Origin of the sequence: Bartonella sp. AP65SXKL (assembly GCF_042195725.1) — a bacterium.
GTDB lineage: Bacteria > Pseudomonadota > Alphaproteobacteria > Rhizobiales > Rhizobiaceae > Bartonella.
In genome coordinates this window covers 214,322-232,475 of sequence record NZ_JBHIOW010000001.1, presented here as the reverse complement: position 1 = coordinate 232,475, position 18,154 = coordinate 214,322, and the positions used below count along the sequence as shown (strand labels likewise).

General features: G+C 34.0%; 11 protein-coding genes, 1 tRNA gene and 2 pseudogenes. 5 read left to right on the top strand and 9 right to left on the bottom strand.

Annotated features, from left to right (window positions below; all coding sequences use genetic code 11):
• The first annotated feature begins 361 nt into the window (after positions 1–361).
• Positions 362–493, top strand: coding sequence for a hypothetical protein (locus ACFIMP_RS00945; RefSeq protein WP_375681110.1), 132 nt, complete (start codon positions 362–364; stop codon positions 491–493).
• 906 nt (positions 494–1,399) lie between these two features.
• Here the strand turns inward: ACFIMP_RS00945 and ACFIMP_RS00940 are convergent.
• Positions 1,400–2,233 (bottom strand): peptidoglycan-binding domain-containing protein, encoded by an 834-nt coding sequence (locus tag ACFIMP_RS00940; protein ID WP_375613011.1) that lies wholly within the window; start codon positions 2,231–2,233, stop codon positions 1,400–1,402.
• 1,050 nt (positions 2,234–3,283) lie between these two features.
• Here ACFIMP_RS00940 and ACFIMP_RS00935 point away from each other — a divergent pair.
• Positions 3,284–3,659 (top strand): annotated as a pseudogene (locus tag ACFIMP_RS00935) (DUF5330 domain-containing protein).
• A 108-nt stretch (positions 3,660–3,767) separates the two neighbouring features.
• Positions 3,768–4,178, top strand: coding sequence for a SufE family protein (locus tag ACFIMP_RS00930; protein WP_375611146.1), 411 nt, complete (start codon positions 3,768–3,770; stop codon positions 4,176–4,178).
• Between the two features lie 98 nt (positions 4,179–4,276).
• On the opposite strand, the gene ACFIMP_RS00925 is transcribed toward ACFIMP_RS00930, so the two are convergent.
• Positions 4,277–4,714 carry a Ros/MucR family transcriptional regulator gene (locus tag ACFIMP_RS00925; protein WP_012754848.1) on the bottom strand — a complete coding sequence of 146 codons (438 nt, stop codon included), beginning with the start codon at positions 4,712–4,714 and terminating at the stop codon, positions 4,277–4,279.
• Positions 4,715–5,569: 855 nt separating this feature from the next.
• Here ACFIMP_RS00925 and ACFIMP_RS00920 point away from each other — a divergent pair.
• Complete coding sequence (locus ACFIMP_RS00920; protein ID WP_375613009.1) at positions 5,570–7,663, top strand: S9 family peptidase; 2,094 nt, start codon at positions 5,570–5,572, stop codon at positions 7,661–7,663.
• A gap of 82 nt (positions 7,664–7,745) precedes the next feature.
• Here the strand turns inward: ACFIMP_RS00920 and ACFIMP_RS00915 are convergent, their stop codons facing one another.
• A complete protein-coding gene (locus tag ACFIMP_RS00915; protein WP_375613008.1) occupies positions 7,746–8,348 on the bottom strand; it encodes a superoxide dismutase in 603 nt (200 codons plus the stop codon).
• Between the two features lie 875 nt (positions 8,349–9,223).
• Here ACFIMP_RS00915 and ACFIMP_RS00910 point away from each other — a divergent pair.
• A tRNA-Gln gene (locus tag ACFIMP_RS00910) sits at positions 9,224–9,298 on the top strand.
• Between the two features lie 230 nt (positions 9,299–9,528).
• Here the strand turns inward: ACFIMP_RS00910 and ACFIMP_RS00905 are convergent.
• The 6 genes and pseudogenes from ACFIMP_RS00905 to ACFIMP_RS00880 all read right to left on the bottom strand — a co-directional run bounded on the left by ACFIMP_RS00905 (position 9,529) and on the right by ACFIMP_RS00880 (position 17,925).
• The gene (locus ACFIMP_RS00905) at positions 9,529–9,993 is read right to left on the bottom strand and encodes a toxin-activating lysine-acyltransferase (protein ID WP_375613007.1); all 465 of its coding nucleotides are present in this window, start codon (positions 9,991–9,993) and stop codon (positions 9,529–9,531) included.
• 6 nt (positions 9,994–9,999) lie between these two features.
• Complete coding sequence (locus ACFIMP_RS00900) at positions 10,000–11,040, bottom strand: HlyD family type I secretion periplasmic adaptor subunit (protein ID WP_375685900.1); 1,041 nt, start codon at positions 11,038–11,040, stop codon at positions 10,000–10,002.
• 78 nt (positions 11,041–11,118) lie between these two features.
• Positions 11,119–13,980, bottom strand: coding sequence for an autotransporter outer membrane beta-barrel domain-containing protein (locus ACFIMP_RS00895; RefSeq protein ID WP_375685899.1), 2,862 nt, complete (start codon positions 13,978–13,980; stop codon positions 11,119–11,121).
• Positions 13,865–14,923 (bottom strand): hypothetical protein, encoded by a 1,059-nt coding sequence (locus ACFIMP_RS00890; RefSeq protein ID WP_375638060.1) that lies wholly within the window; start codon positions 14,921–14,923, stop codon positions 13,865–13,867. The genes ACFIMP_RS00895 and ACFIMP_RS00890 overlap by 116 nt, the downstream gene beginning before the upstream one ends.
• Before the next feature lie 392 nt (positions 14,924–15,315).
• A pseudogene (locus tag ACFIMP_RS00885) lies at positions 15,316–15,717 on the bottom strand (DUF1499 domain-containing protein); the annotation flags it as partial.
• Between the two features lie 1,422 nt (positions 15,718–17,139).
• Positions 17,140–17,925, bottom strand: a complete 786-nt coding sequence (locus ACFIMP_RS00880) for a DUF1499 domain-containing protein (RefSeq protein WP_375628221.1) — start codon at positions 17,923–17,925, stop codon at positions 17,140–17,142.
• Positions 17,926–18,154 lie beyond the last annotated feature (229 nt).

The following is an 18,154-nucleotide window of genomic DNA, read 5'->3' as shown; positions in this document are numbered from 1 at the left end:
CCCATTTTACATTGATATTCGTGGAATGGGGATTATGTAAAACTCCCCGTAAGTTTATAAAAATCTTCCCAAAATTTATAAACTCCATTATGCACTCCCATCTTTACATTTATAAAGGAATATCAAAGTTACACAATCTATTGATTTATAAAGATAATTTTTTATTTCTCATATTGAATGAAAGCTGTAAATATCATAAGATCTTCTTATTTCGACTTCTTTTATAATGAATCAATCAAAACCATGTTTTTTGTATGTTACAGGCGGGATGAGCGTCTGTAGATAAAAAAATAAAGCAAGGATATGCCTCTTATGAAACGTCTCAAGTGTCAAGAGCTGTCACAAATTGAAGGTAGGTACAGTGTGTAATGGTGCCGGCTTGCTTCTTGACAAAAAGCGTAAAGATGATGCGCGGCGCGTGCAGTGGGACTACTATTATTATTCATGGGCGTTGTTGCGAAGTGGTTTTAGGTGCTTTAGAGATGTTTTTTAAGAAAGCCCGTGAATGGCAATCCAAGTATATTCCGTTTGGGACATTTTGTTTTAGGTGAGGGGGAGTGAGACCAAAAAGACATGTGATAAAGTAAGAGCATGAGGCAATAGGTAATTTCCGTTATTTTAAAGATATTGCTTTAGATGTCTTTGAAAGGCGTAAAGCTGAATTAAAAGGAAATGACAAAGATGAAAACTGGTTTTTACCTTAACTTTTCATATTTTTCCCAAATTAGGCTGTTTTCCTGTTTTAAGAGATTATACAAACAGAGATGCGTAATATTCTTGCCTCCATTTGGCATATAAAAGCTATAACAGCTGAGAGAAGTACTAAACTGTCTTAACATTTTTTTCAAACATACTGCTGCGGTAAGTTTGGATGTTGATTTATAGGCAATACTAAACGCACACGCTCTCTTAAGAAGACAATGTCATAAAACACATAACTTTCCAGCAATAGATTAGAGAGAAGTGCCGGTTTTTTATCAGACACTTTGCAAAACAACAACCATAACACAATTAGCTTTACGTCTATTTATCCTTACAGGTGTTTGCACAAATTCTTTGCATCATATTTATAAAGATCAAATTGACGATAATATATGGACAATTCGTGGTTCGATAATATGAAAGGTTTACATGATACTACAAAAATTTCGTGTCCTTTTATCATCAGAGGTAATAAAAATGCTAGAATAAGCGCGTTTGCTATTTTGCAATATTCTTTTTTCTGCAATCGGTTGTGGTTTTTTTGAAGAAAATTATACGGCTCAATATGTAATGTGTAAGAAAACCATTCTGATTGATTGAAAATAAGAGGGCTTGAGATGAAGGAATGTTTGAGGGGAGCATTAAACAAACGAAAGATGAATTATCATTATAAATTAAGAGATTATTATGATTAGCTTCAATTTAATAAACCAATTTCACGCATTTTCATTAAAATTGTGTGATTAATTTTACCTGTTACAGGAAGATCAAATATTTTTTGAAACTGTTTTAAGGCTTCTATCGTCTTTTGATCTTCTATTCCTGTGACAATAACCTCCTCATTCCCAAAAATATGTAAAGCTTTTTGCACTTGTATAATATCTTCAACAGAAGGCTCTAAAATAGCTTCTTTTAAGTGTGTCATATTTTTTGTATTGTTTGTTTCTATTTCGCTTTGCTTAATTAATATCGCGATTTCATCTGCTGCGGGATTAGATAGAACATTCTTTTGCATTCTCTGAGCAGTTTGCTGTTTCCATAAAGTGATGGCTCGGCGTGTTTTAGGTCCTTCCAGTCCATCTAATGGTCCATCATAAAGTCCTAATTTTGCTAGTTCTTTTTGCTTTTCCAGCATGCTTGCTGATTGAGAGGGTAAAGGTGAATTTGTGTGCTTATGACTTTGAGAATGTACAGAAGTTACACGGGAGAGTTCTTGTGATTTTTCTTCTTTTTCCGATAAAGTAGAGCTCTTACCTATACTTTGAACAGAGGAAAATTTCATTTGAGTTAAAATATTTTGATGCGTTGTCATTTGCGAAAATAAAGCATTAAATGAAATAAATAAAAAACTAATGCTAAAAAGAAAAGATCCAACAAAAAATAAAGTATTTTTTCGTGTATAGAAATAAAGAGTTTTTGCACTCCAAAAAATAAAATGAAAAATTATAAGAAGAAGTGTTATAACAATACTACTATAGTATTTACGGTGTTTTACAGTTTTTTTTCGGTAGGTCTTTCGTTTTGTTGCCATTACTTTTATTTTCAGTTGCGTTTATTTTTTACAAAGAAACAAATATAAATTAGGAAACGAATATGAATCAGTTTTTACTTCCAGCCAGAGAGAAGTGCATTGACATTATTGATTTTTCCTTTCAAACTCCTAAAATGAGCGGCTTCATTATATCAATTTATAAGTTGATAAATCAACAAGAGTTCTTATCAACGTTTATTCATTTTATTTTATACAAATCTTTAATGTGTATAAAGAGAGCACCAAATGATTAGCATTCAAGATCATTTTGGTGTTTGCAAACTGCATTATCACATATAATTATCTAAACAATAATGCCACGTTATTCTTCATTTTGGGGCATATGTTTGCCTATTATTTAAAATAAAATTGAAAATATTTGCCTATAACGCTAAAAAGATGACAATCATTATCTATTCTTTATAATTTACATATAGATGGTTACTTATCCATAAACGGTTTGGTAATAATAATTATCTCTTAATATTATTATATTTTGGTATAAATTCCTTCTATTAAATAATTTTCATAAGTATTAATTAAATTGATGTTTACAATGTTATAGAAAAAACTGGCTTGAGATGTAATCATAAGAGATGCAGTTATTTTTTGATGTTTTTATTGACAGGTTGACTATTTTCATAACATTCCAGTAAAAATTTTATAGATAATATAAATATTTTATCGACACTAGAGTCAGAATAACAGAGTTTACTCTTTTTAGCTTTTTCAACTAAGCTAAGATGGTGGACTATTATTTAAAATAATTATGTACACAACACGATTATCTCTCTCATTTTTTATCATAGTATGTTCATTAACATGACCAGCTTGTAAGTGTATAATTTTGATGTTAATTTTTTACTGAATAGACAATGTATCCCATTTTATACAGCGGAATTGTGCCATATTTATAAAAAAGCCAATGATATAGATCCAATACATGAATACTCAATTTTATAAAAAGCACATTTTATAAATTGTTTATAAAGCAACAGTGTATAAAATGCTTCTTTTATTGTATTTACCACTGCGGTACATTGATTGTCCATGATACGTTTTTTAATCAAATTATCATTTTTTTTATTTTTTATTTTTGTCATTATTTCATTTTTTGTAGCAGATCCAAGCAGTAACCATTCTTCTAGCCCCCAAAATAATGAGACAACAACGAGCGATGTGATTGTTGCTTTTAAGGAAGCCTTAAATGACTTAGGCGCATTTTGTGACCGTAATATAAAAACCTGCAAAGTAGGAAAATCCTTTTTAAGTTCACTTGGTGAGCGCGCATATTACGGTGCAAGAGCTGCTTATGAATATTTAGGGAACATATTAGGAAACAAAAATGATATCAGAGACTTCCCCTAATGTTTCTTACAAAATCGAAATACAAGAGTTCTTACAAAACCATGCAATGTTATCTTGAAATAAGGATTTTTAACGTTCTTCGTGTTATTTATGTTAGGAAGAATAAATATTTATTTTTTATAAGTGTATTCAAGAATGATTATTCAAACGAAACAGGACTAAAATAATGGCGGAAACAATCGGTAATATTATAGAGAACTTTTCGCTTTTGGATAATTGGGAAGATCGTTATCGTTATGTCATCGAGCTTGGCTATGAATTGCCACCTTTTCCAGAAAGCGCTCGAAACGATGCTCACAAAGTTCCTGGTTGTGTTAGCCAAGTGTGGCTTCTATCTTCACGTAATAACTCAAAAGATCCAATATTGACGTTTCAAGGTGATTCCGATGCTCATATTGTGCGTGGACTCATTTACATACTTCTTGCTTTTTATTCAGGCAAAAAAGCTTCTGAAATTCGCAATTCTGATGCTCAAGAGCTCTTTGAAAAACTTGGTTTAAATGAAAATCTTACACCACAACGATCAAATGGTTTGAAATCAATGATTAAACGGATTCGTAACGAAAGCTATATGTAATCCCCTTGGTAGAAATTGCTATATATACAAAAGCTTCACACAAAACATGTATACTAAAATCAACTTTATGCACGAAACCATTTTTTCGCAAAATAAGATTATTTAGTTTTTTTCCGTTTGCTTTTGCGTCCAAGCCCCATTTCTTTGGCCAAAGCCGATCGTGTTTTTGCATAATTAGGCGCCACCATAGGGTAAGAACTATCTAACTGCCATTTTTCACGATATTCCTCTGGCAACATTCCATAATGTGTCATGAGATGACGCTTTAGAGATTTAAACTTCTTTCCATCTTCAAGGCAAATGAGATAATCAGGAAATACTGAACGCTTCGGATTAACGGCAGGCCTTTGTTTTTCAACTTCGACTTCTGTTAACTCTAGATTCCCTGCTTTACGAAAAGCAGCATGGACATCAGCAATTAAACTTGGCACTTCAGTCGGTCGAATAGAATTATTACTCACGTAGGCAGCAACAATATCAGCAACCAATGTAATAACTAAATTGCTTTCAGTCTCTAAGACTGCACGATGTTCCATTCTTGTTTCCTTTAATTTAAAATTGAGTAATTCAAAATCGAGATATAGTGCATATACTCATGATATAAAGATCTCATGCACATGAGTTTCATATTGTACAAAAATCTTTTTTGTCAATTCAATTATTCTATAAAATTGCCAAAACACAAAAAAATCAAATAAATACCTATTTTTTGTCATAATATACAATAAGAAAAACGAAATTATTACATGCTAAAATATATTTTTACCCTATAACATATCATACATAATATATAATACATCACAAATATAAAAAAATATATGATAAAATTTATTTATTTTTTTTGAGAACGTAAAAATAAAATTACTAATTATAAAAATATAATATATAAATTATTATATTTTGTTTTGAATACTTATAGTTTAGTAAGTTTATGTTTAATAAGTTTTAAATTTGTTTTTATTATTTATATTTATAAAATTTAATAATAAAAAACATGATATATTATAATTATGACATAATAGTATTATTTATAATATAAAACTATTCATTAAAAGGAGATAGGACATTTTTATTTTTTATACAGTAATAATAATATTTTAGATATATTTATTCCTTTCTGTAAAATTATGCGATTATACTGTTTCAAAAAAAATCAATTCTTTTTCTAATAGTTTAATTGTTTTACCAGTCACTTTCATTATAAAAGTGGTGTTATATCCCTAGAAAACAATAGCTGTGATATGTAATGAACAGAAAGGTATTAGTTTTAAAAATTATCATGGTGCTATTTTTGCAAGTGAATAGAACTTATAGGTTTTTACACTTGCATCAATCATTGTGATTCTAACATATAAACGAAGCTATTAACATATTTTAATATAGGATTGTGTATGACTCGCACTTTTGCAATTCCTCCCAAAGCATCTAGAATCACTCATAAGGAAATATATCATGGTATTTTTCGTGATGATCCCTATCATTGGCTACGTGCGTCTAACTGGCAAGATGTTTTTAAAGATCCTAACTGTCTTGATCCCAATATTCGACATTATCTTGAAAAAGAAAATGCTTATCAATCAGCTCAAATGGCTGATACAAAACCATTACGAGATTTGCTTTTTACCGAAATGAAAAACAGGATCCAAGAGAATGATAGTTCTGTTCCTATAAAACATGGCCCTTTTGCTTACGGATTCTCTTATGTTACCGGAGGCCAACAACCACATTATTTTCGGACACCAAGGAATGGCGGAGAAAAAAACGTGTACCTTAATGGTGATGTCTTGGCAGAAGGCAAAGAATATTTTAAATTTGGTTCAGTTCAAGAATCTCCTGACCATACACATGTGGTATGGACCTATGATGACAAAGGATCAGAGTTCTATACAGCTAAAATTCGTAATTTTGAGACATTATCTGACTGTACGGACATAATTACTGATACATCTGGTCAAATTGTATGGGATGCTAGGTCTGAAGGTTTTTTCTATACTAAGATGGATAAAAACCACCGACCTTCAGAGCTCTATTATCACCAATTAAACACAGATCAATCACAAGATAAGCTTATTTTTCGTGAAGACAATCCAGGTTTTTTCTTAGATGTAAGCGGTTCTAAGCTTAATGATGTTATTTATATTAATATTTATGATCATGAAACATCCGAGATCTGGTTAATTCCTGCTGAGGCGCCTTTTACTGTTCCCCAATGTGTACGGAAACGACAAAAAGGTATTGAATATTTACTTACAGAGGGTGGTGATGTCTTTTATATTCTAACCAATTTAGATAATGCAAAAGATTTCAAAATTATGGTAGCGCCATATACATCTCCACAATCAGAAAATTGGTCTGAGTTTATCCCACATCAGCTTGGGTGCCTAATATTATCCCATGATGCTTATCAAGATTTTCTTGTCTGGATCGAACGTTTTGAGGGGCTTCCACGTATAAAAGTAATGGAACGTACCACTAAACAAGTTAATTCCATCGCTTTTACTGAAGAGGCTTATTCTTTAGGTCTGCAAGGAGTTGCAGAATATAACAGTCCAACTATTCGTTTTTCCTATTCGTCTATGACAACACCTGATCAAGTGTTTGATTATGAGATGAAAAATTGTAAACGAATGCTTTTAAAAACGCAAATAATTCCCTCTGGGCATAATAAAGATGCATATGTAACACGACGTATTACAGCAATAGCAGACGATGGTGAGAAGATTCCTATTTCACTTTTTTACCACAAAAACACTCCCCTTGATGGTGGTGCGCCTTGTCTGCTTTACGGTTATGGTGCTTATGGGATTTCTATTCCTGCCAGTTTCAATAGTAATGTACTTTCTCTAGTAAACAGAGGTTTTATTTATGCTATTGCTCATATTCGCGGAGGAAAAGAAAAGGGAGTAGAGTGGTATGAGAAAGGAAAACATCTCTTTAAGCACAATACATTTACAGATTTTATTGCTTGTGGGCGTTACCTTGTAAACAATAAATTCACTTCTCACGACCGGCTGATTGCTCATGGTGGTTCAGCAGGGGGGATGTTGATGGGAGCCATTGCCAATATAGCTCCACAGGATTTTGCTGGGATCGTAGCAAATGTGCCTTTTGTTGATGTCTTAGCGACAATGTTAGATGCTTCATTGCCACTCACACCTCCAGAATGGGCCGAATGGGGGAATCCTCTTGAATCAGAAGAAGATTATAAGCTTATTGCTTCCTATTCCCCTTACGATAATGTTAAAGCTCAAAACTATCCCCCTATACTTGTGATGGCAGGATTAACAGATCCTCGTGTAACTTACTGGGAGCCTGCAAAATGGGTGGCAAAATTACGAGACCTAAAAACAGACGATAATGCAGTTTTATTACGTATTAATATGGATTCAGGGCACGCTGGTGCAGCTGGACGTTTTTCAAAGCTAGAAGAAGTTGCCTATATCTATGCATATATTCTAAAGATAGCAGGAAAAGATTTTTGCTAATCCATAATACTTCTGTATGAAAGTCTCCGATAATTTATTGAATTATAGAGACTTTCATACACTAAAAAATTATTGAGACAGTTTAAAATTCACATTCTTCATAAAGTTCCAAAACATAGTCCCAATTAATTAAATGGTCTACAAAGGATTCGAGGTACTTCGGTCGAGCATTGCGATAATCAATGTAATAGGAATGTTCCCACACATCGACACCTAAAATAGGACGAGCATTGTGCACTAAGGGATTTTCACCATTAGGCGTTTTCATAATTTCAAGCTTGCCATCTTTAACAGCAACCCACGCCCATCCAGAACCAAATTGGGCACTAGCAGCAGCAATAAAATCAGCGCGGAATTTGTCGTAACCACCTAGATCAGCGTCAATAGCTTTTGCTAACTTTTCAGGAAGTTTTTGGCCACCACCATTTTTTTTCATCCAAAGCCAAAAGTGGTTATGATTGTAATACTGCGCTGCATTATTAAACAAACCAATATTTTTTCCAAAACTTTTTTTAACAATATCTTCAAGGCTTTCATTTTCTAAGCCTAACTCTTTCACAAAATTATTGGTGTTGGTAAGATAAGCAAGGTGATGCTTATCATGATGATATTCAAGCGTTTCGCGTGACATATAAGGCGAAAGGGCATCGTAATCATAAGGCAACGGGGGCAATTCAAAAGCCATTTAAAAATCTCCTCGATTCTAATTGTTAAGCTTATTTCATAAGCCTAATTTGCCATTTACCGAATTTAAAAGCAAATGTTGAATACCTAGTTTGTATGAAATTAGTTTTAATGTCTCTCTTTTTGTAAAAGAAGCTTTTAGGAAATGTATATTCATCAATCAAAAAGGGTATTGGTCTACATAAAGATTGCTTCTGAAGATTTTTTACATCTATGAGCGGGTAATAAATATCATTATCTTTTGAATAAAAAGTAAATGGAAATAGCGATTATTCCTTGTTTTGGTATCTCTATTTTTTCAAATACCATATAAAATGTTTTTAATTTTTGCAAAACTTTTCCAGTTTATTGGTGTATCATAATGTTTTCAACAGAATATTAAGTGTTATTTTTAGGAAATATTTTTCAATGTGCTTGATTTCATTTTATGGAGCTACCCATGAATAATATAATGTAAAAATTAGTGGACATTACCATCTTTATGCTTAATGCAAGAGCACAGCAGCACTATCATACACTTACCGGTTGCCAATGTGGTGACAGCTTTTTTCTTAAATTGAGAAAGATGGGATTTTAATATATCAAGAAAAGTAAATCATATGCAAATTTATTAGATACATGAGTAAACTGCAAGATTTTCATTTTATGTTCCTAGAAAATCAATACAAAGAGCAAAATAATTGATGGATAAATGGTTCCTGCTTATGTTAAAATCACAACTGTATATCAGTTTCTGCTACGAATTTGTATTGATGGCAATGCCATACAAGACTCAGAAATTTTATGATAAAAAAGTAAGGTCTTTGATTTTCAAATATTGCGTTCAATCACAGGAATCGCTATAAGGTGCAAGAGTTGCTATAAAGCGTGTTTTTTTGGGGTATAGCCAAGCGGTAAGGCACCGGTTTTTGGTACCGGCATTCCCTGGTTCGAATCCAGGTACCCCAGCCAATTCTAGTGAAATTAGTTAATCAAAGTTCAGCTTGAGAGTGGATTAGCCTTCTTAACCTCTGTTGCTATTCATAGCAAGTCTGGTAAGTTGAGAGACACTTATTTATAGTGGGTTAGCTCTAAATATGGTAAGGTTTTCTTGCTATAGCTATCGCTTAAAGAGCTCTTTTAAAAGATTCTTTTCTATAAGACGAGAGGTAAATGATTTATGCGCACTTGCTTTAGAAAAACTATTTAGCTGGATTTTTTGCTCTATAGCAACACCCGCGGGTGATTTTCCGTATTCCACCATCTTCATTACGCCGAACAGCGTAGCAATAATGCTGATTAGGAAACACATGCCGCTGCATGTCACGTACCATACCAGCAGCATGTCCATAGGGTGCCACACAATCAATAAACCACATATATTCTCCGCCTTGCCAATCCGCATCGGACAAAAGCTCTCCCTTTTCAAGCATAGATTGATGATTTTTCTCATCTAAAAAAGCCCAAGTGATAAAGGCACAAAATTCTCCACGTTCATTTTTATAGAGCTTGTATTGCCTAGTCTGTAAAGCTGGTCCTAAATTTCGTTCGATATCCCAGATTCGCCAGCGGCGGTATAAGGAAGATGTAAGCATTAAAACAACCATAGCTCCTAACGCTGTAAGAGGGTCTATGAATGATGATGAAGGATTTTTATGCACACACATTAATCTTTATCTTTCCTTTAGAGATTGTTCTAAAATTTTGGTGATAGGCTCAAAGAAATAAGAAATGAGACGCCGTTTTGAGGTAATGACATCCGTTGTCACAGTCATGCCAGGGATAAATTTAAGTTGTTTGTTATTCAAAGTGATATGATCTTGGTCAATTTTGATTAAAACAGCGTAGACACCATTAATTTCTTTATTATAGCGCGCTGTAGCGCCTACATTAACGACTGTACCGTGGATAACACCGAAACGTTCAGGAGGAAAGGCAGAAAACTTGATGTAAGCACGTTGGCCCTTTTCTAAAAAACCAATATCTCGATTATCAAAAAATGCTTCAATAATGAGACCACCCGCACCAGGGACAATGCGCATGAGAGTTTTACCAGCCTCTACAAAGCCGCCCAAAGTATGGATACTTAAATCATCGATACGTCCATCAACAGGTGCATAGAGTGATAAGTGGTCAAGATGGTATTGAGTGCTATCAAGCTTTGCTTTTAATCCTTGAAGATTCAGTTCTGTTTCACGCGAAAGTTGCCGATAGCGGGCGATTTCATCGGAAATGAGACTTTTCCGTTGTTGGCGGAGGGTTTTTATTTCGGCGGCATTTTCTTCCAAACGTCTTTGATTGGTTAAAATTTCATGCTCGACATTTTTAAAATCATGTAAACGCTCTAAATCAACGGCTTGGCTAATGACTTTTGTTTCCATCAGGCTTTTTGCAGCCTTTAATTTTCCTTGGCTTAATTGACGATCATCTTCCAACCTATCTAATTGCGCATGTTGTGTTGCACCGCTGCGCTCGACGCGGTCCGCCTGTGCTTTTAGCGCTCTTAATTTATCTTGGAGAGATTGAAGGGTAGCGCTAATGAGTTTTTCCCCTTCTATTCTTGCAGTCGTGTTGCCAGAAGGAGGAGCTGGCAGATAGGCAAGCCCTTTGGTTACAAAATCTTTATCCAAAGGATTGCTTTCAGCAAGAAGTGTTGTAGGTATGTTATAAAGAAAAGAATAACCGGTATTCCACGGTAGGTTTGTGCAAATCAAAAAGGCCACACAGTATGGAGTTGTCCAGCCTTTTTATGCAAGCAAATGGGAAAATAACGCTCACTTTACAGCATTTTCTTAGAACTGATAACGTATTCCACCAGAAAAGCTCGCTCCTGTTATACCCGTTTTTTGTAGCTTTTGTTGGTAACTAACATCACCATGAAGTACGATATTGTGGGAGAGTTGTGCATTGATGCCCAAACCGCCTTCAATGGCAGTTCCGGCAGGATCAAGGTCAAATTCCTTACCAATCTGTATTTTCCCATCATCACTAAAGGTTTTAAGAAAGTTCACTTTTCCATAAAAAGAAAAGGGATAATCACTTTCGGCAGAAACAGTTTTAGTTAAACGTCCGCCAATCCGAACCAACCATTGGGAAGGATTTTTCATATCAATTTCTAGATTATCAGCATCTTTCATGGTGTCAAACGACAATTGTTGATAAACAATTTGTGCTTGTGGCTCAAACTCTATCCCTGCCATTCCTGTAGCAAATTCTTTTCCAATGGTAACCAAAGCGCTCAAGGTTTTGGCACCCTTCAAGTTTGCGGCATTCTTGATATCAGCCGTAGTGATATTTCCATCGATCATGCCATAGGAAGTTAGGACATCGACATATAAGCCATTGTTGTGTTGTATACTGCCATAAGCTGTAACCGCCCATTTATTGAGTGTGCTTTTGTCTGCACCCTCCATATCCTTAGGTGTGAAAGAGAGTTTCCCATAGGTTCCCATAAGTCCAAAATGCATGGTGATATTTTGGCTTTCCATTGCAGCTAATGCACCACCTGCTTGTACGGCAGCATAGCGAATATCAGCGCCATAGCCATATTTGAAGGGACCACGCTCAGAGGTTAAGGTAGCATTGCTACCATAGGGTGAAAAGAAGAAAGAATAATTTTGTGTTGTACGGATATCAGCTAACAATTTGCTTTGCTTAGTAATGTCGGTAAAACCAGCGTAGAAGAGAGCGTTAGGCATCACGATATAGCTTGCCACTTGCGGTACGACAGCTTCCACATGTGGACCAGGGACAGAGCCACCGGAACCGCTACCGCCACCGGAGTCAAGAAATGCTTTATGCAAGCGAAAATCCCAGAAGTTTTCATTTTTTTCATCAAAGAGGTTTTGCTCAATATTGGCTGTGCCATGGCGTGATTCTGGTCCATAAGCAGTTAGTGTGTATTTATAAGGCAAACCATCTCTTGTGATATAACCATTGGCTAATTTGAAGGAGTCTTCCATCGCTTTTCCAGAGACTTGGATAAGGGAAATACCGCCTGTATTCGAGGGGGCCGCAGCATTTTCTACACTGTTTTTATCCCCTACATCACTCTTGATATAAACTGTTGTTGTACCTGATGCATCGCCATGAATGAGAACGCGATCGGTTTTTTGATCATCTACAGCAACCCCATCGTTCCATGCCATGTTAAAGTGGATTTCTGCGTTTCCAGAAGCGTTATAGATCTCTGGAGTATCTTTTTTACCAGAACCGATATGTAATGTGTGATAATGGTTTTCTACTGGCTTTTCAAAAACAATTTTGCTGTCATTGAGGTTGAGTGCAGAAACATCAGAACGTGATCTTTGAGTGATATCAAGTAACTTGCCCGCATCATCTTTTTCTTTTGTGCTGGTGTTCACAAACCATGTTGTATTGTTTTTGAGATCAAAGCTTGTTTGTCCATTTTCGTCATTTCTTACACCACCTTGTAAGACAGAACGGTCTGCGGAGAGTGAAAAGATTTGATTAGGTTTTGGTGTATCATGGATTATCCCTACGAATAACCTATCGGCTCTGATTTCTGAATCTTTGAGGTTGAGTTTACCATTTGATGAATTGTTGGCAACAATACCCGTTCCATCTTCGATGAGAAGGTTTGTATTGGTCAGGTTTATTTCTAAAGTTTGATCGTTTTTTGAGTTATCAAAGCGTATCCCATTGCGCTGTGCTTTTGCAGAAATATCTGTGACATCAATATGTCCGCCATCTTTTACGACAAATGCTGCTCCTTTTGCACTTACACTCCCTCCCGTCATTGTGATTTTGGCTTCTTCACCATCTACATGGAGTCCGTAATTTTTAGATGTTACTGTGACATTATCATTTAAAGTAATTGTGCTACCTTGCAGAGTTTGTACTTCTCCACCAAAGGAACCTCCGCCCATTACTGTTATTTGGGAATTATCATTAGCCAAGAGAGCTTTTTCTGCATTCTTAACGGTTACATTATTTAAAGAAACCATGCTTCCTTTGTCAGCACTTATTCCTTTCTCCATAAGAAAGCCATCTTTACCGCTTGATATTTTCACATCTTTCAGCGTGTTTTCTTTGCTTGTGGTGTCAAGGAATAATGCACCTACTGCTTCGCCTTCTGTGATTTCAATAGATCCTCCTGTCATCTTGATTGTCGCATTATCACTTTGGGCTTTAACACCGATCGTAGCATTTTTAATTGTTGTGTTTCCATTCAATTCAATGGTACTGGAACCTCTTGCAAATGCGCCGAATTTTGTTCCTTTTCCATTTGCTGTGAGAGCAACGTCTTTAACATTAATATATCCACCAGCTTTTGTATATAATACACTATTGCTACCGGTAACAGTTCCCCCTGTCATAAAAATTTTTGATTGCTCACCAATTGCATGGAGGCCATCACCCTCAGATGATGTGATTTTAGCCTCATTGTCCAAAGTAATGGTACTACCACTTTGAGCATTGATTGCATCTTCTTTTGCCTCAAAAGATCCACTAGAAACCATTACTTGAGATTTGTTATCTGCATAGATGCTGCGTTTTGCTTTTGTGACGGTTACATTATTTAAAGTAATTATGCCTTTTATAGCGGAGATTCCTTTCTCCATAAGAAAGCCATCTTTTCCACTTGATATTTTCACATCTTTCAGCGTGTTTTTTTTTGCTTGCGGTGTCAAGGAATAATGCACCTACTGCTTCGCCTTCTGTGATTTCAATAGATCCTCCTGTCATTTGAATGACACCATTGTCTTTTGCTTCAAGTCCAATAACAGTCTCTTTAATGGTTGCATTATTATGCAAATCAATCATGCTGTTAGGACCAGTGGATTTTGCGCCTGTTCCTTTGTTATATGCGGTGAGAGTGATATCGGCGACATCAATATATCCGCCATTTTCTGTCAACAGAGCACTTTTTTTCCCCTTTACAGTTCCTCCAGTCATTGTGATTTTAGATTGTTCACCATCTGCATGGAGTCCATCATTTTTAGATGTTACTGTGACATTATCGTTTAAAGTAATGGTACTGCATTGTTTAGCTTGTACCTCACCGCCAAAGGAACTGACAGATATTATCACATGTGCATCAGAAGATGCTGCTACGGATAAATCTGCTTCATTAACGGTTACATTTTTTAAAGTAATTATGCCTTTTCTAGCGGAGATTCCTTTGCTCATCGAAGTGTTGTCTTTACCGCTTGATAATTTCACGTTTTCCAATATCGTTGTGCCACTGTCATCAGTGTCTGATATAACGCCATAATCGGCTGCAATAACACCTCCTATCATCTTAAATGTACTACCATGCCATATTCCAACACCACTATGCAGCTGAGTATCGTTTGCACTTTTAATGGTTGTATCCCATAACTCAATTGAAGATTGGGTTCTAAGGACTACAGCATCCAAATCGTTGTTTATTGGATGACCTCCGGTCAGTGTTAAGTTTTTACCGATGACTTTTCCACCATTTGTTGTTTGAATATATTCATAAGTCTTGTTTGATACGTTTTTTACTTCTCCTTTATCAACTTCAAGAGATTCAGCATGTACGTTGAGATTTTTGCCAAAAAGCATAATTGCTGCGATAGCTGTACAGGAGAGTAAAGATTTTTTAGACATAGCTGTTCCTCCCTTATAAGCTCCGCATGTTCTCCCCGCTTAGAAGTAAGGAAAATAAACAATTTAAATTTTAATTACAATACTTACCTATTAGTTAATTTGTTATTATTTGTCAAATATTATAAATTTACTTTTTAATAAAATAAATCATTTTTATTGTTTAATACATAGTATATTAATAGTTAATATATATTAATACTTAAAATATTTTAAATAAAAACATCAAATGAGAGACAAAACAATATTTTTGTTATGAAATAAGTTAGGATTGAGATATTTTCGTTTAAAAGCTTTGTCCTGAAAGAGTAAAAGCACTTTCAGTAATAAGTAATAATAGTGCAAACAAATGACAGGTTGGTAGGGATTTTTCTGTTGGAAGTAAGTACAAGTTTCTACTCATCATCTTGAGAAAGAGGAAGTGACGAGATTTCTGTATCAAGCGCATCCATAAAATCGATAATAAAAACAGCATTAGTCCCCAAATCTCTTGGCAAATAACGAGAAGCAGAACGCATATCAACAAAAGTTGTATCCCCTTCACCAGTTAAACGAATAACAATATCTGAAATAAAGCCAAGGTAAAAAGTTTTTGCCATTGTTTCAATATAAAGCGCATCTTCTTCACCTTTAAACTTTTTTTGAGCCACAACTGGCCAATCATACGCAGCTAAAACATTGAGAACGGATTCGCGAATACGGTCAGGTGATCCATCATAACGGCGCCCCGATATTTCTGGCCATTGTGACATCTGTAATGTTGTTTGTTCAGTCAAAACACTTTTGAGCGGTAAAGCAATGCACAAGCTTGTAGGCATAATTATGTGTCTACAAACTTGACAGGAAGGTTTAGGTGCATAATTTTACAAAATTATATATTTAATTTGGATTTTTTTTATGAATGAGATTATTAGTATTATTGTAGAATTATTATTTTCTATAGGTGCTTTATTTATATTTTTCTATACATTGTTTTCATATTATAAATCTAAAGGTTATAGTAAAAAGGAAATTTGGAAAAAAATTTTGTTAAGAATATTTTTGTTCGTTATATTATTTTCTATAATATTTTTTATTTATATACGTTATTTCTATGAACAATGATTATTCATTATTAATTTATAATTATAGATTAATTTGGAAATTTTATTTTTATATTATTTTACTTTATTAACTTTTGTATGATATAATATATATTAATGTTTATTGTTTTTATATATATTTAATTTGGATTTTTTATGAGTGATATTATTCGTATTATTGCAGAATTATTATCTTCTACATGTGCTTTCTTTATATTTTTCTATGCAATGTTTTTACAGTATAAATTTAAAGGTTATAGTAACAAAGAAATTGTGAAAAAAATGTTTTTAAGCACATTTTTGTTCATTATATTTGTTATATTACTTTCTATAACAGTTTTTATTTGTATACGTTATTTATATGAAAAATGATTATTTATTATCTTTATATAATAATGTTTTTGATATTTTATTTTCAATATTTGTTTTTATATTTTTATTAAGTTATAGATAAAGTGGTGAAAGTTGGAAAAATAGTATAAAGGAAGCAATTAAGACATTTAGTGGGTTATTTTTGGCGTTTTGTTTTATTTATGTTGCGTTTAAATATATTAGATATTAGTATTTATATTTAAATTATGTTTGATGAAAAATTATTTTCATTTAAATAAGTTTCTATTATTTGTAATAATATATATATTTTTTTTTTATTATGAAATTTCTTTATAAAATTGAAATAATCATTTATTGTAAAATACAGATGAATTTATGTGTATTTTATTGTTAATTTTTTCTGTAACTATATTACATATGCATCATATTTTATGATAAATGTATTTCATCTTTCTTGATGAGGGTGTATTTTTCTATTTTCATTGGAAAAATGCGCCTGTAAGAAATGCTTAATTTCCTTATTAGAGAAGTCTTCTTTCCTACTTTTATGATGAGATTTCTGAGCATAAAAAATATATGTAAAATCAATTATAGTATTTAAGTTTAGAATTTGAATTCAAATATTTTATCTATATGTCACGCGCTAAAAAGAGTCTATAAGTTGCTTTTGGGTGTTTAAAGAACTTGTCAGTAATGCTTATGGCCGTCGAGAGACGATAAATGTTTTGTGCGTTTCTGCACGTCTCAAAATTTATTTTTGAAATAAGCTAATTTAGTAAATGTAACTTACTATACTTCTAACCTCTACTCATTATCTTCAGCAAGAGGAAGTGAGGCGATTTCTGTATCAAGTGCATCCATAAAATCGATAATAAAAGCAGCATTTGTCCCCAAATCTCTTGGCAAATAACGAGAAGTAGAACGCATATCAACAAAAGTTGTATCCCCTTCATCAGTTAAACGAATAACAATATCTAAAATAAAGCCAAGGTAAAAAGTTTTTGCTCTCGTTTCGATATAAATTTCATTTTCTTCGCCTTTGAATTCTCGTTGCGCTACAACAGGCCAATCATACGCAGCTAAAACATTAAGAACGGATTCGCGAATACGGTCAGGTGAGCCATCATAACGGCGCCCCGATATTTCTGGCCATTGTGACATCTGTATTGCTGCTTGTTCAGTCAAAACACTTTTGAGTGGTAAAGCATCGCTGGGACGTATTGTGCGAAAAAAAGCCGGTGGTCTTTGTGTATCGGTAGAAACGTCGTAAAGAGCCGGTAAGGTAAACCAAAGTCCAAAAAAGAGCATCAATGGTGTGGCTGTTATCAACGAATAAATGATCCCTTTTAAAGCTTTCATTCCCCCTAGAGCACCATAGACCCACAAACTATGAAGTGCTTTAATAGCCAGAAAAAGAGAAATAATTACACAGCCAGTAGAGATTCCGATCAAAATTATGAAGTCAGTTACGTTAATGACGGAAAAACGTTGTAAAATGACTGAAAATAATAAAATAAAGAACGACAATCCACCAAATCGAGGGGACCATACTGCTGCTCTTGAAACGAACCGAACATATCTCTTCTTCATGAAGTTTTTCCCCTCAATTGTAAACTATAAGCTAAGTTTTTTCAGAGTGCTACCTTACAAAAAGCTTCTGCTCATAAACCAAAAATAAAGCACTTATTTTTGAGGTCAAGGATACGTAATGTCTTATAAGTTTCCAGTGGTTATTTTAGCACTTCATTGAAGGTAATCAGTATTTCTTCTATAGTTTATCATGTTATTGATGCGAACTTTATGGGAATGTTTGTAAATA

What these genes read in the sequence shown, in the direction of transcription:
- ACFIMP_RS00940 (WP_375613011.1), bottom strand. Translation starts at nt 2,233, where the DNA reads ATGGCAACAAAACGAAAGACCTACCGAAAAAAAACTGTAAAACACCGT.
- ACFIMP_RS00930 (WP_375611146.1), top strand. Translation starts at nt 3,768, where the DNA reads ATGGCGGAAACAATCGGTAATATTATAGAGAACTTTTCGCTTTTGGAT.
- ACFIMP_RS00925 (WP_012754848.1), bottom strand. Translation starts at nt 4,714, where the DNA reads ATGGAACATCGTGCAGTCTTAGAGACTGAAAGCAATTTAGTTATTACA.
- ACFIMP_RS00920 (WP_375613009.1), top strand. Translation starts at nt 5,570, where the DNA reads ATGACTCGCACTTTTGCAATTCCTCCCAAAGCATCTAGAATCACTCAT.
- ACFIMP_RS00915 (WP_375613008.1), bottom strand. Translation starts at nt 8,348, where the DNA reads ATGGCTTTTGAATTGCCCCCGTTGCCTTATGATTACGATGCCCTTTCG.
- ACFIMP_RS00905 (WP_375613007.1), bottom strand. Translation starts at nt 9,993, where the DNA reads ATGTGTGTGCATAAAAATCCTTCATCATCATTCATAGACCCTCTTACA.
- ACFIMP_RS00890 (WP_375638060.1), bottom strand. Translation starts at nt 14,923, where the DNA reads ATGTCTAAAAAATCTTTACTCTCCTGTACAGCTATCGCAGCAATTATG.
- ACFIMP_RS00880 (WP_375628221.1), bottom strand. Translation starts at nt 17,925, where the DNA reads ATGAAGAAGAGATATGTTCGGTTCGTTTCAAGAGCAGCAGTATGGTCC.